Annotated in this window: 11 protein-coding genes and 2 tRNA genes; 6 read left to right on the plus strand and 7 right to left on the minus strand. The window is 66.9% G+C overall.

Features of this window, described 5'->3' with window-relative positions; translation table 11 throughout:
* Positions 1 to 134 precede the first annotated feature (134 nt).
* A complete protein-coding gene (locus tag BM353_RS11500) occupies positions 135 to 1,565 on the minus strand; it encodes a Glu/Leu/Phe/Val family dehydrogenase (protein ID WP_092080990.1) in 1,431 nt (476 codons plus the stop codon).
* Between the two features lie 146 nt (positions 1,566 to 1,711).
* Positions 1,712 to 2,215 (minus strand): hypothetical protein, encoded by a 504-nt coding sequence (locus BM353_RS11505; RefSeq protein WP_092080992.1) that lies wholly within the window; start codon positions 2,213 to 2,215, stop codon positions 1,712 to 1,714.
* A gap of 216 nt (positions 2,216 to 2,431) precedes the next feature.
* Here BM353_RS11505 and BM353_RS11510 point away from each other — a divergent pair, with 216 nt between their 5' ends.
* The 5 genes from BM353_RS11510 to BM353_RS11530 all read left to right on the plus strand — a co-directional run bounded on the left by BM353_RS11510 (position 2,432) and on the right by BM353_RS11530 (position 7,199).
* Positions 2,432 to 2,743: a hypothetical protein gene (locus tag BM353_RS11510; RefSeq protein WP_092080994.1), complete on the plus strand. Its 312-nt coding sequence runs from the start codon at positions 2,432 to 2,434 to the stop codon at positions 2,741 to 2,743.
* Between the two features lie 98 nt (positions 2,744 to 2,841).
* The gene (locus BM353_RS11515; protein WP_092080996.1) at positions 2,842 to 4,143 is read left to right on the plus strand and encodes a homoserine dehydrogenase; all 1,302 of its coding nucleotides are present in this window, start codon (positions 2,842 to 2,844) and stop codon (positions 4,141 to 4,143) included.
* 112 nt (positions 4,144 to 4,255) lie between these two features.
* Positions 4,256 to 5,230, plus strand: coding sequence for a class II fructose-bisphosphatase (gene glpX / locus BM353_RS11520; RefSeq protein WP_092080998.1), 975 nt, complete (start codon positions 4,256 to 4,258; stop codon positions 5,228 to 5,230).
* 50 nt (positions 5,231 to 5,280) lie between these two features.
* Positions 5,281 to 7,026, plus strand: a complete 1,746-nt coding sequence (gene recJ / locus BM353_RS11525) for a single-stranded-DNA-specific exonuclease RecJ (protein ID WP_092081000.1) — start codon at positions 5,281 to 5,283, stop codon at positions 7,024 to 7,026.
* A gap of 98 nt (positions 7,027 to 7,124) precedes the next feature.
* A tRNA-Glu gene (locus BM353_RS11530) sits at positions 7,125 to 7,199 on the plus strand.
* A 501-nt stretch (positions 7,200 to 7,700) separates the two neighbouring features.
* Here the strand turns inward: BM353_RS11530 and BM353_RS16655 are convergent.
* The 4 genes from BM353_RS16655 to pobA all read right to left on the minus strand — a co-directional run bounded on the left by BM353_RS16655 (position 7,701) and on the right by pobA (position 10,576).
* Entirely contained in the window at positions 7,701 to 8,138 is a 438-nt protein-coding gene (locus tag BM353_RS16655) for a hypothetical protein (RefSeq protein WP_143104154.1), read from the minus strand.
* Positions 8,135 to 8,782, minus strand: a complete 648-nt coding sequence (locus BM353_RS11535; RefSeq protein ID WP_092081002.1) for a hypothetical protein — start codon at positions 8,780 to 8,782, stop codon at positions 8,135 to 8,137. The genes BM353_RS16655 and BM353_RS11535 overlap by 4 nt, the downstream gene beginning before the upstream one ends.
* 464 nt (positions 8,783 to 9,246) lie before the next feature.
* Positions 9,247 to 9,320, minus strand: a tRNA-Gly gene (locus BM353_RS11540).
* 71 nt (positions 9,321 to 9,391) lie between these two features.
* A complete protein-coding gene (gene pobA / locus BM353_RS11545; RefSeq protein ID WP_092081004.1) occupies positions 9,392 to 10,576 on the minus strand; it encodes a 4-hydroxybenzoate 3-monooxygenase in 1,185 nt (394 codons plus the stop codon).
* Between the two features lie 98 nt (positions 10,577 to 10,674).
* Between pobA and BM353_RS11550 the strand changes: the two genes are divergently transcribed.
* Entirely contained in the window at positions 10,675 to 11,553 is an 879-nt protein-coding gene (locus BM353_RS11550) for a helix-turn-helix domain-containing protein (RefSeq protein ID WP_092081006.1), read from the plus strand.
* Positions 11,554 to 11,633: 80 nt separating this feature from the next.
* On the opposite strand, the gene BM353_RS11555 is transcribed toward BM353_RS11550, so the two are convergent.
* Positions 11,634 to 13,925 (minus strand): glycosyl hydrolase family 28-related protein, encoded by a 2,292-nt coding sequence (locus BM353_RS11555; RefSeq protein ID WP_092081008.1) that lies wholly within the window; start codon positions 13,923 to 13,925, stop codon positions 11,634 to 11,636.
* Between the last annotated feature and the right edge of the window lie 68 nt (positions 13,926 to 13,993).

Genomic DNA, 13,993 nt, shown 5'->3' on the forward strand with positions numbered 1-13,993 from the left:
GTGGAGAACCGCTACCTTTCCTTCAGCGCCACGCAAGGCCGCAGAGCGCCGCCACCGGCCAAGGGAGCCGTTTTCTGATCGATCAGAAAACGTGCCGGAAAATGATTGATCATTTTCCGGCGCCCGCCCAGTCGTCAGAGCCCTTTGGCGCGGTAGGAGGCGGCGACCTTGCCGATGCTGACGAGGTAGGCCGCGACCCGCAGGTCTTCCACGTCTTCGCGCGACTGCCAGACCTCGTGCATCGAAAGATAAGCCGAGCGCATGGTGTCATCGAGGCCGGAGCGGACGAGTTCGAGCTCGTCGGCCCCGCGCAGATACCTGGTCTTGAAGTCGGGCGTCATCGACCACGAGTCGCCGAGATGTTCGTCCAGCCGGTGCAGCTCGTCCACGATGAGTTGGTGGCGCGCTTCTTCCTGCCGTCTGCCCATGCGGCCGAACCGGATGTGGCTGAGGTTCTTCACCCATTCAAAATAGGAGACCGTGACGCCCCCGGCGTTGGCGTACATGTCGGGGATGATCACGCAGCCTTTCTTGCGCAGGATCTCGTCCGCCCCTGCGGTGACCGGCCCGTTTGCGGCTTCGATGATGAGCGGCGCCTGCACGCGCTCTGCGTTGGAGAGGTTGATGACCGCTTCGAGCGCCGCCGGAATCAGGATGTCGCAGGGCTCTTCGAGCACCTTCGGGCCGTCCTCCACGTGTTTCGCGTTGGGATAGCCGGTGATGCCGCCGTGCTGGCCGATCCAGTGGTAGACGTCTTCCACATCGAGCCCATCCGCCGAGACGAGTGCCCCGTCGCGTTCGATGATGCCGGTGATGATCGCGCCGTCTTCGGCCGCCAGGAACTTCGCCGCGTGATAGCCCACGTTGCCGAGCCCCTGCACGATCACCCGTTTGCCGTCGAGCTTGCCAGCGAGCCCCGCTGCGGCGACGCCTTCGGGGTGGCGGAAGAATTCGCGCAGCGCGTATTGCACGCCCCGCCCCGTAGCCTCGACCCGGCCGCGGATCCCGCCCGCGTGGGGCGGTTTGCCTGTCACGCAGGCATTGGAGTTGATGTCGGTCGTGTTCATCCGGCGGTACTGGTCGGCCATCCAGGCCATCTCGCGCTCGCCCGTTCCCATGTCCGGGGCGGGCACGTTCTGCGCCGGGCTGATGAGGTCGCGCTTGGCGAGCTCGTAGGTGAAGCGCCGGGTGATAAGTTCCAGCTCGTGTTCGGAATACTCGCGCGGGTCGATGCAAAGCCCGCCCTTGGAGCCGCCGAAGGGCGCCTCGACCAGCGCGCATTTGTAGGTCATGAGCGCCGCGAGCGCCTCGACCTCGTCCTGATTGACGCCGGTGGCATAGCGGATCCCGCCCTTGACCGGCTCCATGTGTTCGGAGTGGACCGAGCGATAGCCGGTGAAGGTTCGGATGTCGCCCCGGATCCGCACGCCGAAATTGACCTTGTAGGTCGCATTGCAGACGCGGATCTTCTCCTCCAGCCCCGGCGAGAGGTCCATCAGCTTGACCGCCCGGTTGAACATCATGTCAACGCTCTGGCGAAAACTCGGCTCGTTCTTCACACTCATCTACGTCCCTCCATGTCACCCGCCGTCTGAGTCGCGGCTTTGGCTTGACCCAAGGCTAACGGTGGAGGTGACACATGGCCACGTCAATTTCATGACGCTGGGGCAAGAGGTCGGCCCGCCCGGCCCGCGAGGCGCGCTTTCGGCCCTCAGCGCGCGCGCCGCGCCGCGATATCGGCGGCGAGCAATTCGGCCACGAGCTTGGCCTCATGGGCGCGCAAGATACCCCCCACCCCGAGCCGCCGCCCGACGCGCCAGCAAAGGCCCGGCCGCCACAGATTGGGTCGGCGCGCGGGGGTCAGGGTCAGCAGAAACCCGCCGGTAGGCTTGAAGGCAAAGACGCCCCGGTCGATCGAGAGCATCTCGTCGCGGGCGGCGAGAACGGTGCCATCGCCGAGCCGCAGCCCCTCCGGCCCGAAGACAAGCCCGGCAGAGCCCGACCGCCAGAGCTCGCGCGCAGCCCAGAGCACCACGGCACCCGCCGGGATCAGCGCGGCGGGGCCAAAGCGCCCCTCCCCGATCGCCGTGGCGCCAAGCAGCAGGAAGATGAGCCCGAGCGCGCCGAGCAGGCCCACCGCGACCAGAAGCCGCCCGGGCGCCACCGTGATCGGCACCTCGGCCATTACTGGCCCGTCGGTCTCGTGATCGAACATCCTTGCCCCTGCCTTCCTTGCCCCGGCCCGCAATCGCCGGTGTCCCATTAATCCTGAAACGGGCGCGCGGTAAACCGCCCCCGCGCCACGCGCCTCGATGGCCGGGCCGATTTCGCGGGGGCGCGCCCGATCAAGCGCTTGAACTCGCGCCGCCGTTCCTACAGCCTTGCACCCAGCCACGCGCCGCCCTCTGGCGCGGCAACACCGGAACGTTCCATGACCCGCGTCCTGACCCTTCTTGCGATCCTCGGCCTCGGCGCGCTCCCCGGCTGCACCCGGTTTCCCGCGCTCGACCGCGCCGTCTCGCCGGATGTCGCCGCGCGGGCTTACCCTGGGCTCCTGCCGCTGGACGTGGCCTTGGGCGAGGCGACCGCGCCGTCGGACGCCGGGGAAATCACCGAGGATCTCTCCACCCGCCGCGCGGGGCTGGAGGCGCGCGCCGCCGCACTCGCCGGCCCGGTGATCGACGGGCCGACCCGCCGGCGCATGGCGCAAGGCATCCCCCCGATCCCGCCGGACGATCCCTGAGCCGGCACCAGGGCCAAGCGCGGCGCGCCCGATTGCGCCCGCCCCCGGTTCGGGCTACATCGCGGCGGCAGCAACAACAGCGCAACGCGGAGACCCAGATGCCGGAGACTCACAAGAGCCCCCCCCTTCGCCTCGGAATTGCCGGCCTCGGCACGGTGGGCGCGGGCGTTGTCCGCATCGTGCGCCAGAAGGCCGAGCTGATCGCGGCGCGCGCCGGCCGCCCGGTCGAGATCACCGCCGTCTCGGCACGCAACCGCGACAAGGATCGCGGCGTCTCGCTTGAGGGCTACGACTGGGAAGACAATCCGGTCACGCTGGCGCGGCGCGCCGATGTGGATGTGCTGGTCGAGTTGATGGGTGGCAGCGACGGGCCCGCCAAGGCCGCGACCGAAGCGGCGATCGCCGCGGGCAAGGACGTGGTGACCGCCAACAAGGCGATGCTCGCCCACCACGGTCAGGCGCTGGCCGAAGCGGCCGAAGCGGCGGGCCGGGTGATCCGGTTCGAAGCGGCCGTCGCCGGCGGCATCCCGATCATCAAATCCCTCACCGAAGGGCTCGCGGCCAACGAGATCACCCGCGTGATGGGCGTCATGAACGGGACCTGCAACTACATCCTCACGCGGATGCAGAGCGCGGGCCTGCCCTATGAGACGGTGTTTCAGGAGGCCGACAAGCTGGGCTATCTCGAGGCCGATCCCCAGCTCGACGTGGGCGGGATCGACGCGGGCCACAAGCTCTCGCTGCTCTCCTCCATAGCCTTCGGAACGCAGGTCGATTTCGACGCGGTCCAGCTTGAAGGCATCGGCAAGATCATGATCGAGGACATCGAACAGGCCGCCGATCTCGGCTACCGGATCAAGCTGCTGGGCGTGGCCCAACTCACCGGGCGCGGGCTCGAGCAGCGCATGTCGCCCTGCCTCGTTCCGGCCACCAGCCCGCTGGGCCAGCTCGAAGGCGGGACCAACATGGTCGTCGTCGAGGGCGATGACGTGGGCCAGATCGTGCTGCGCGGCGCGGGCGCGGGCGAAGGGCCCACCGCCTCGGCCGTCATGGGCGACGTGATGGATATCGCGCGGGGCCTGCGGATCAGCACCTTCGGCCAGCCGGCCAGCACGCTCAAGACCGCGCAGCCCGCCTCGGGCAACACCCCCGCGCCCTACTACCTGCGCATGACGCTGCACGACAAGCCCGGCGCGCTCGCCAAGGTCGCGGCGCGGCTCGGCGATGCGGGCGTCTCCATCGACCGGATGCGCCAGTACGGCCATGACGATACCGCAGCCCCGGTGCTCATCATCACCCACAAGACCACCCGCGGCGCGCTCGACGAGGCCATTGCCGCGATCGAGACGCTCAACGTCGTGACCGACACGCCCGTGGCGCTGCGGATCGAGGAAGTCTGAAGCAGGCGGGGGCTAACCCCCCGCGGCTTAACCCGGTTAGCGCTATCATCCTTGTGAACCGGCGGCGGGGCGCTTAACCCTTGCTCCAACCGCAGTCCGCAGGAGATTTTCCATGACCAAACCCATTGACTTCAATGATCGCATGCTCTCGCTCGGGCTCGCCCGCGTGTCGGAAGCCGCCGCCATCGCCTCGGCCAAACTGGTCGGGCGCGGCGACGAAAAGGCCGCCGATCAGGCCGCGGTCAACGCCATGCGCGAGCAGCTCAACAAGCTCGACATCAAGGGCGTGGTGGTCATCGGGGAAGGGGAACGGGACGAAGCGCCGATGCTCTACATCGGCGAGGAAGTGGGCACCGGCTCGGGTCCCGGCGTGGATATCGCGCTCGACCCGCTGGAGGGCACGACCCTGACCGCCAAGGACATGCCCAACGCGCTGACCGTGATCGCCATGGGCCCGCGCGGCTCGATGCTGCACGCGCCGGATGTCTACATGGACAAGCTCGCCATCGGGCCGGGCTATGCCGAGGGTGTCGTCACGTTGGACATGAGCCCCGCCGAGCGGGTGCGCGCGCTGGCCGCGGCCCGCGGCTGCGACGTGACCGACATCACCGTCTGCATTCTCGAACGCCCCCGCCACGAGGAGATGATCCAGGAAGTGCGCGGCACCGGCGCCGCGATCCGGCTGATCACCGACGGCGACGTGGCCGGCGTCATGCATTGCGCCGAGCCGTCGCTCACCGGCATCGACATGTACATGGGCTCCGGCGGCGCGCCCGAGGGCGTCCTCGCCGCGGCGGCGCTCAAATGCATGGGCGGCCAGATGTACGGCCGGCTGCTCTTCCGCAACGATGACGAGAAGGGCCGCGCCGCCAAGGCCGGGATCACCGACCTGGACCGCATCTATGCCCGCGACGAGCTCGTGACCGACCACGTGATCTTCGCCGCCACCGGCGTGACCGACGGCTCGCTCCTGCCCGGCATCAAGCGCGAACCCGGCTACACCACCACCGAGACGATCCTGATGCGCTCCAAGACCGGCTCCGTCCGGCGCATGGTCTACCGCAACCCGACCAGCGCGGCCTCCTGACCGCGCAAAGGCAGCTTGCAGCGCCCCCCGCGCCGGGGATAACAGGGCCCATGTCCTACCTCGGCGTGACCACCTCCCTCACCGGCCGTTGCTGGCTCGGCCCCGGCTCCGAGATCGAGCGGCAATCCGAAGCGCTCGCGCAGGAGACCGCGCTGCCGCTGCCGCTTGCGCTGGTGCTCGCCCGGCGCGGGATCGCCGCGCCCGAGGCCGAGAGCTTTCTTGCGCCCCAGCTGCGCACCCTCCTCCCCGATCCGCACCGGCTGCGCGACATGGAGCCCGCCACCGCGCGGTTCCTCCGCGCCGTCCACGCCCGCGAGCGGATCGCGATCTTCGCCGATTATGACGTGGACGGCGGCGCCTCGGCCGCCCTGCTGATCTGCTGGCTGCGCGACATGGGCAGCGACGCGACGCTCTACGTCCCCGACCGGATCGACGAAGGCTACGGGCCGAACGTCCCCGCGATGGAGGCGCTCGCGCGCGCGCATGACCTGATCGTCTGCGTCGATTGCGGCACGCTGAGCCATGAGCCCATCGCCGCCGCCGCGCCTACGGACGTGATCGTGCTCGACCACCACCTCGGCGGCGAGACGCTCCCGCCGGCGCTCGCGGTGGTGAACCCAAACCGGCAGGACGAGGACGGCGAGTTGGGCCATCTCTGCGCCGCGGGCGTGGTCTTCCTCATGCTGGTCGAGGCCAATCGCCAGCTCAAGGCGGGCGGCGCGCAGGGCCCGGACCTGATGGCGCTCCTCGATCTCGTTGCGCTCGCCACCGTGGCCGATGTCGCCCCCCTCACCGGGGTGAACCGCGCCTTTGTCCGCCAGGGGCTCGCCGTGATGGCCCGGCGCGCGCGCCCCGGCCTCGTGGCGCTGGCCGACATCGCCCGGCTCGATGAGCCCCCCGCCGCCTATCACCTCGGCTTCGTCTTCGGCCCGCGGATCAACGCGGGCGGGCGGATCGGCGCGGCCGATCTCGGCGCGCGGCTGCTCGCCACCGCGAACGAGGCCGAAGCTGCGGCCCTGGCCGAACGGCTCGACGGGCTAAACAAGGACCGCCGCGAGATCGAAGCGGCAGTGCGCGCCGCCGCGATGGAACAGGCCGAGGCGCGCGGGCTCGACGCACCGCTCGTCTGGGCCGCGGGCGACGGCTGGCACCCGGGCGTCGTCGGCATCGTCGCGAGCCGCCTGAAGGAAGCCACCAACCGCCCCGCCATCGTCATCGGGCTCGACGGCGATGAGGGCAAGGGCTCGGGCCGCTCCGTCTCCGGGATCGACCTCGGCGCCCAGATCCAGAAACTCGCGGCCGAAGGGCTGCTCCTCAAGGGCGGCGGCCACCGCATGGCCGCGGGGCTCACCGTGGCACGCGACAAGCTGGAGCCGGCCATGGACCGGCTCGCCGAACTTCTCGCGAAACAGGGCGCCGACCGGCTCGGCGCGGCGGATCTGCGCCTTGACGGCACGCTCATGCCCGGCGCGGCGGATGTCGAGATGATCGCCCGGATCGAGAGCGCGGGCCCCTTCGGCTCCGGCGCCCCCGCCCCGCGTTTCGCCTTCCCCGACTGCCGCATCCTCAGCACCCGCCGGGTCGGCGACAGCCACCTCAAACTGCGCTTCGGCGACGGGCTCGGCGCCACGCTCGACGCCATCGCCTTCTCCGCCTTCGACACCCCGCTGGGCGCCGCATTGCTCGAACATGGCGGCGCGCGCTTCCACCTCGCAGGCCGGCTCGAAGTCAATGTGTGGAACGGGCGCCGCACGCCACAGTTGCGCCTCGAAGACGCCGCCCGCGCCGAGAGTTGAGCGGTCTTTTCCACCGCTCGTTTTTTCTGTCCTCGGGATGAAAATTCCGCTTGCACGCGCGCCAGCCATTGCCTAGAACGCGCCTCACGCAGCTTGCTGGCCCGTTCGTCTATCGGTTAGGACGCCAGGTTTTCAACCTGGAAAGAGGGGTTCGATTCCCCTACGGGCTGCCATTCACCTCCGAAAATCTTTGTTTTACTGACACTTGAGTCATCAAGTGTCCCACGGTTATCGGCGCGTGGGACACCGTGCTCCTTGCGAGCCGTATCCGCAGGATCAAATCCAGACTCGGCAAGCCGTGCCCCGATCCACGTTCCAAACCTAGGGCGCAGAAGACTTGAAGTCTGAATGAGAGAGGCGTGCTGCAATTTCGTAGACGTTTGCACCGGACTGGGCGAGGTCATGCGCGGTCGCCTTCCGGATGCCACGCTGCGATCTGGCCGCACGTTTAACCTTTGACCTGCTCCCCTTGGAGTCCGCGTTTTTCAGTTCGCTCTGTTCAGGGTTTGGTCCTTTACTGACCTTTGGTAATACTCCCACGGTGTGAGCCCGTCGAGGCTCGTGTGGGGGATTCTTCCGTCCCATGCGCGTGGGTTTTCCCATGAAAGCGCCGTGAGGTTTCCTTTCGCCGAGGGGCAACCCGCACGGGTTGGTACCGCTTTCCCCAGAAGATATCACGCTTTGCTTTGCATGAGCCTGATGTAAACCTGCACGCGTGTTGGACCACCAAATTCTTCCCCGTCCAGAAACTCCTCCGAAAAAAGTTGGGCGTAGTGCTTTCGGAAAAGTACCCAGAAATTGTCATCCTTCAGCGCCGCCGCATCCTGCGCTGTCACCACCATCGGCACCGGCAGTTGCGGCTTCAATGTCGGGATTGGCACACCGTCCTGCGATGGCTTGCGCCGAGGAAGGACCGTCGTGCCGGGCTTCGTCGCAGGGATTGGAACTGGATCCGCAAGCTCCAGATGCCTTGGTGGGAAATACGCGAGCTTTCCCTCATCTACGTCCGGGCAAGGGATGGGCGCTCCGAACGCGCCCGTGCACTCTTGAGCCGTGACGGATAGCGGGCTGCAAATCAGAGCCAGCAAGGCCGCCGGAAGAAGGCGTATCATTGTCCGTCAATAGCTGCTTTGTGGGCCACCCAGATCGCCCAGGACTTTGGCTCTCCATCGAGGTGTTCCGCGGCCTTGAACAGAATCTCACCTCCGCCGGCATAGCCATCTCTGTCAGACAGGGCGATTTCGTCGGTTATGGTCGAGAGCGCATATTCGTCTTCGGTGCTGGTGATGAGATCCGCGACCTGCTCGGGTTGGGCGGACAAGTCGAACCCGTGTTCGCGGGCCGCAGTCATGAACCACTTGAAAGGATCGATCATGTCCTGGATTTCATAACCCTCGATTGCGCCCGAACGAATACCATTTTCGAGCCACTGCAGATCTCCCACGAGTGCCGCGAGGTATGCCTTGTCTGACGCCAACACTTCGGAGGATTCCAGCAGGCCGGTCTGGTGGAGGCCGGCGATCGCGTTCTCAAGTTTACCCTCCTGAACCAGGGCCCAGGCAGCATCCGCAACCAGATCGACCTTGTCGGGCCAGGCCGCGGTTTCGAAGGCAGCCTCAAAGGCTTCGCCGGACGGAGTTTCTGCCGCCAGCTGACCCGCGGCAAATCCGCGTTCAAATGCCTCTCTTTCCAACGGCTTGAAGAAGTCCGGGGAGCCGCTCCGGACCAGGTCTTGCTTTGCGAGATCACCTTTCATAGCGGAAACCAGACCGACCTTCTTTGCGTAGAATTCGTGAGCTGCCCCAAAGAAGAGAGTTTTGGCGCGGGTGAGAGGATGTTCCGCTTTTGATCCGTGCGCGCCACAGCCTCTCGATGAAGATGTTGTCGAGGAAGCGGCCTTCCCTATCTATCGACAACCGCACGCCTGATCGGCGGAGCCGGCCCGTCAAGGCGAAGGATGTGAACGGGCTGCCTGATCCGTGTTTATGATCTCGGGCGGGCCGAACTTGTGGATGGCCTCGTTCAGCGCTTCGACGCAGAAATCAGCTTCCAGAGCGTTCTAGATCCGCTGGGACAGAACCTTTCTGGTGTCCCCACTGACAGACTTATCATCCGCGCACGCGCCGGAAGTTGAACGGCCCGCGGCTGTCGTGGCGCGACTTCAGCGCGCAATTTACCGGCCACCGGAGGGGGCAGGATCAGTCGAGATTTTGGATGGATTGGAGCGGGTAGCGGGAATCGAACCCGCGCGTTCAGCTTGGGAAGCTGACAGGCTACCATTACATCATACCCGCCGCGCCGCTCTCCTTAGCCAAGGGTCGCGGCGGGCGCAAGGGGGGCTTTGATCCGGGCCGCGCGGAAAGCGTCAGCCGCTCACCCGGTCGTAGGGCAGGCCAACGTAGTTCTCAGAAAAACTCGCCTGCGCCGCGTCGGAGCTTTCAAGATAGGCGATTTCGGCCTCCTGCATCCGCTGACCGAAGGCCTCCTGATCGGGGAAACGGTGCAGCAGGGTGGTGAGCTGCCACGAGAACCGCGACGCTTTCCACACGCGCGCGAGCGCATCGGCCGAGTAGCCGTCGAGCCGCTCGGGCCCCTCGCCCGCGTAGTGCGCGATCAGCGCGTTTGAGAGGTAATTCACGTCGGAGGCGGCGAGGTTGAGGCCCTTGGCGCCGGTGGGCGGCACGATATGCGCGGCATCCCCGACGAGAAAGAGCCGCCCCCACCGCATCGGCTCGGCGATGAAGCTGCGCAGCGGTGCGATGGATTTCTCGACCGACGGGCCGGTGACCAGCGCCTCGGCCACGTCCTGGGGCATGCGGCGGCGGAACTCATCCCAGAAGGCGTCGTCGCTCCAGGCCTCCACCCGGTCCTCGAGCGGGACCTGCACGTAGTAGCGGCTGAGCCCTTCGTTGCGCATCGAGGCGAGCGCGAATCCGCGCGGGTGGTTGGCGTAGATCAACTCGTGATCGACGGGCGGCGTTTCGGAGAGCACGCCGAGCCAGCCGAAGGGATAGACGCGCTCGAATGTCTGGCGGACGCTTTCGGGGATGGTCGGGCGGCTCACGCCGTGGAACCCGTCGCAGCCCGCGATATAGTCGCAGTCGAGACGCGTTTCCGTGCCGTTCTCGACCCAGGTGACGAAGGGCGCTTCGCTGTCGGCCCCGTGGATCGCGACGCCCTCGGCGCCGTGGATCACGACCCCGCCCATGGCATCGCGGGCGGCATAGAGATCACGGGTAACTTCGGTCTGGCCGTAGACGGTCACCTTGCGGCCGGTGTGTTTTTCGAAATCGATGCGGAAGCGGCGCCCGGCGGCGGCGAGCTGCGTCCCGCCATGGGGAAAGCCCTCGCGGTCGAGCCGGTCGCCCACACCCGCGGCGCGCAGCATATCCGTCAGGCCGCTTTCCAGCACACCGGCGCGGATCCGGCCAAGCACATACGCGCGCGAGCGGCGCTCCAGCACGACCGTGTCGATCCCGGCGCGGTGCAGGATCTGGCTCAGCAGCAGGCCCGAGGGCCCTCCCCCGATGATGCAGACTTGCGTGCGCATGGCGCTCCTCCCCAGGTGTTCGCGTGTGGCGGCCATCTAGCCCGCCTCGCGCGGATTGGGGAATGGAGCCGGCCGCACAATACTGGTAGGAATCGCGCATGCCCCGATCCACGCCCCGCTCCATCGACCTCCCGACCTACGCGCTTTACGGCGAGCGCGACGCGCTGCCGGACCTGTGCCACGTCGAAAGCATCGCCGAACGCTCGCGCCCCCTGGACTGGATCATCGCCCCGCACCGGCACAGCGCGCTGGTACAATTCCTGCATATCGCGCGCGGCGGCGGGACGGCGCGGTTCGACGGCGAAACCCGGCGCTTTGACGCGGGCGTCATGATCTTCGTGCCGCGCTACTGTGTTCACGGGTTCGACTTCGACGCCCACACCCAAGGCACGGTCGTGACCCTGCCGGTCGCGAGCCTGAGCGATGCGATGAAGGGTGGCGAAGGGGGGCTGGCGCGTCTTTCCGCGCCCATCATCACCGAGGCCGAGCCAATGCATGAGGCGGTCTTCGGCGCGCTCGCCCGCGAGCATAACCGCCGCGCGCCCTTCCGCACGGAGATGATCGCGGCGCAGGTCCGCCTTCTGGCGGTATCGGTGGCCCGGGCGGGCACGGCCCAGCCCGCCACCCGACAGGAAACCGACGCGGTCGTCCCCCGGTTTCTCGACCTCATCGAGGCCCATTTTCGCGAAGCGCGTGATCTGGGGTACTACGCCGAACGGCTGGGCCGCTCGAAGAGCCACCTGAACCGGCTCTGCACCACCACGCTCCAGCGCTCGGCGAGCGGGCTGCTTCGCGACCGGGTGATGCTGGAGGCGCGGCGCGAGCTGGCCTACACCAACATCGGCGTCGCGCAGGTCGCCTACGGGCTGGGGTTTCGCGATCCGGCCTATTTCGCGCGGGTCTTCCGGCAGGAAAGCGGGCTTTCGCCGCGCGCGTTTCGCGGCCGGGTCCAGGATGGCAAAGAGCCCGCCCAGTGACGCGGTAGTGCACGTCTCCGGGCGGGCTCTTTTGAGCGGTGAGCGCGTGGGGCCGATTCGGGACCGGCCCCACAGGACGCCTAGATCGGGCGGTCCATTCGCATCGTTAGCTGCACGGTTCCGCGCACGGGCTCGGGCCAAACGAGATGCACCTGATCGCCGTTCGGCCCCTGCTCCACATCGGCATAGGGCGCCACGAAGCGCACGCCTCCGCTGTCGTTGGTCAGCGGGCCCTCCGGCATGGCGCTGACCACCGTCCGCGCGCGCCCGCCGAAGGGGAGGTAGGGCGCGCCGTCGATGGACCAGGTGGAAGCCGCCGTCGCTTCCTCATGTTCGACGATCAGCGGATTGCGGGTCTGGACGTCCACGCCGTTGAAGGTGTTGTTGTCGAAGACCACGTTGAAACTGCGGCTGAAATCGAGCTCGGCGAAGCTGGTGTCGACCATCTCGACCCGGTCGATATTACCCGAAACGGTGCGGAAGACATTGCCCGTCACCGAGAGCGAGTTGAGGAAATGCCCCGCGCCATGCGGCCGGATGACGATGAACCGGAACCAGGGCGCGGCATCCATCGAGGTGAAGATATTCCCGATGATCGACAGCCCGCCAAAGGAGTACTCGTTGCTGTGCTCCGGCGCCGGGTCATGCTCATTGCCCCATTCGATCGAATAGTTGTCGATGTAGTTGCCTGTCACGGTGGTCTTGGGGTTGGTCTGGGTGAAGATCAGCCCGCCGAGGCGGACCCCGTCATTGGCCTCGTCGCCGCCGAACCAGTGGTTGCCGGAAATGATGCTGCCGCGGCCCGCGATGATCGCGGCGTGGCGGAAATGCATGATCCGGTTGTTGCGCAGCTTGATGTCGTTGGCATTGGAATTGAGTGCGATCGACGTGCGGTTCTGGACCAGCTCGGGGCTCTCGTTCGACAGGAACTGGCAGCGGTCGACCAGCATGCCCTGACAGCCGTTGCCGATGCTGGTGATGCCGCGATCCTTGGGGAAGGTGAAGAAGCTGTCCTTGACATGGAAGATGAGCCCGGCGGGCGCGATCATGACCGCGCTGGCATGGCCGGAGCAGCGGAACTCGATGTCTTCGAGCACCATCTTCGAGAGGCTGTTGAACCCCGAGAAATCGAGCAGGTACTTGAAGCGGCGGAAGGTAAAGCTCTGGGTCCCTTCAGCATCATAAAGCGGGACCGAAAGGGTCACCGATTGGGTGCCCACGTTCACCGCCTGCACATAGACCTCGCGGCCCACGCCCGCGCCCTCGACAAGCGCGCCGACGGCGATATTGGCGGCATTGGCCACGTTGGTCAGCGTGTAGGGATTGCTCGGATTGTAGGTGCCCGCGCTGGTCGTGACCTCGGTGTCCCAGCCGGCGCTTTCGCTGGCATCGAACTGGCCGTTGCGGATGACGCGGCGGGTGGCGTAGGTCGTGCGGTTCGGGACCGCGGCCTGCATGTCGAGCGGCGCATCGAGCGCGACGCGCCGGCCGCAAAGGTCGAGCGATTCGTGGCCCGAGTTGTTCAGCAGGGATTGGAACGCGCGCTTGAACGCTTCCACGTCGTCACCGAACGCATCGATATAGCTCGGCAGATCGAAGTTCTGCTTGAGCGTCAGGATCGCGTCGCGCGGCATGGTCACCGTGCCGCGAAACTCCACCTCGCTTTCGAAGGTCACGCTGCCGGCAAGGTGATAGGTCCCCTCGCCCACGACGACCGTGCGCCCGTCCGCAGCTGCATCGGCCGCTTCGAAGGCCGCGCTGTCGTCGGTCACACCATCGCCAACCGCACCGTGATCGCGCACATCGACAAGCGCCACCGTATCGCCGAGGAAGGCCGATGTCACATCTTCGATCACGATGTCATCGATCCGGACGGTACCGCCGCTCGCGCCGACCAGATCGAGCCCGAAATGGCCGTAGACCGGCACCGCGCCCCAGGCCATCGAGACCCCGCTGCGGCTGCCGACACCGACCACCGCGCTGACCTCGACCACCTCGCCATGGGTATCCAGAGAAACCTCGTCGCCGAAGGTGGTGATCCCGTTCACCGCCGCGCCATTGGCATCCCCCGCCCAACCGGCGATGCGCACCGAGGGCAGATTGCCGGCGAAGGCCTTCACACGGGCGCGAACGCGCAGGTAGACCCCGGGATAGATCGGCGTCTGGCCCATGTAGCGGAGCTTTTGCGTGCTTTGTGTCTTGGTGAGTTCGAGACAGGTGCCGAAATCGCCATCGTTGCTGACCAGCGCCGCTTCGGCGCGGCCCTCGTAGCTGTCGGAGCCCGGCGTGCCGTCTCCTCGGGCCCAGACGTCGAGGCCTTCGGAGAACGCGGGGGGCATCAAGAGTGCGCCGTCGGTGATTGCAATATTCATCGCCAGTCCTTTTCCAAACAATCGGGCACCCTTGGCCCCGGATCGGTTTGAGAAAGTATCTACGAAAG

Origin of the sequence: Poseidonocella sedimentorum (assembly GCF_900116005.1) — a bacterium.
Classification (GTDB): domain Bacteria; phylum Pseudomonadota; class Alphaproteobacteria; order Rhodobacterales; family Rhodobacteraceae; genus Poseidonocella; species Poseidonocella sedimentorum.

Coding starts and splice junctions, on each gene's coding strand:
- BM353_RS11515 (WP_092080996.1), top strand. CDS start 2,842: ATGCCGGAGACTCACAAGAGCCCCCCCCTTCGCCTCGGAATTGCCGGC.
- BM353_RS11550 (WP_092081006.1), top strand. CDS start 10,675: ATGCCCCGATCCACGCCCCGCTCCATCGACCTCCCGACCTACGCGCTT.
- glpX (WP_092080998.1), top strand. CDS start 4,256: ATGACCAAACCCATTGACTTCAATGATCGCATGCTCTCGCTCGGGCTC.
- BM353_RS11510 (WP_092080994.1), top strand. CDS start 2,432: ATGACCCGCGTCCTGACCCTTCTTGCGATCCTCGGCCTCGGCGCGCTC.
- BM353_RS11505 (WP_092080992.1), bottom strand. CDS start 2,215: ATGTTCGATCACGAGACCGACGGGCCAGTAATGGCCGAGGTGCCGATC.
- recJ (WP_092081000.1), top strand. CDS start 5,281: ATGTCCTACCTCGGCGTGACCACCTCCCTCACCGGCCGTTGCTGGCTC.
- BM353_RS11500 (WP_092080990.1), bottom strand. CDS start 1,565: ATGAGTGTGAAGAACGAGCCGAGTTTTCGCCAGAGCGTTGACATGATG.
- BM353_RS16655 (WP_143104154.1), bottom strand. CDS start 8,138: ATGATACGCCTTCTTCCGGCGGCCTTGCTGGCTCTGATTTGCAGCCCG.
- pobA (WP_092081004.1), bottom strand. CDS start 10,576: ATGCGCACGCAAGTCTGCATCATCGGGGGAGGGCCCTCGGGCCTGCTG.
- BM353_RS11555 (WP_092081008.1), bottom strand. CDS start 13,925: ATGAATATTGCAATCACCGACGGCGCACTCTTGATGCCCCCCGCGTTC.
- BM353_RS11535 (WP_092081002.1), bottom strand. CDS start 8,782: ATGAAAGGTGATCTCGCAAAGCAAGACCTGGTCCGGAGCGGCTCCCCG.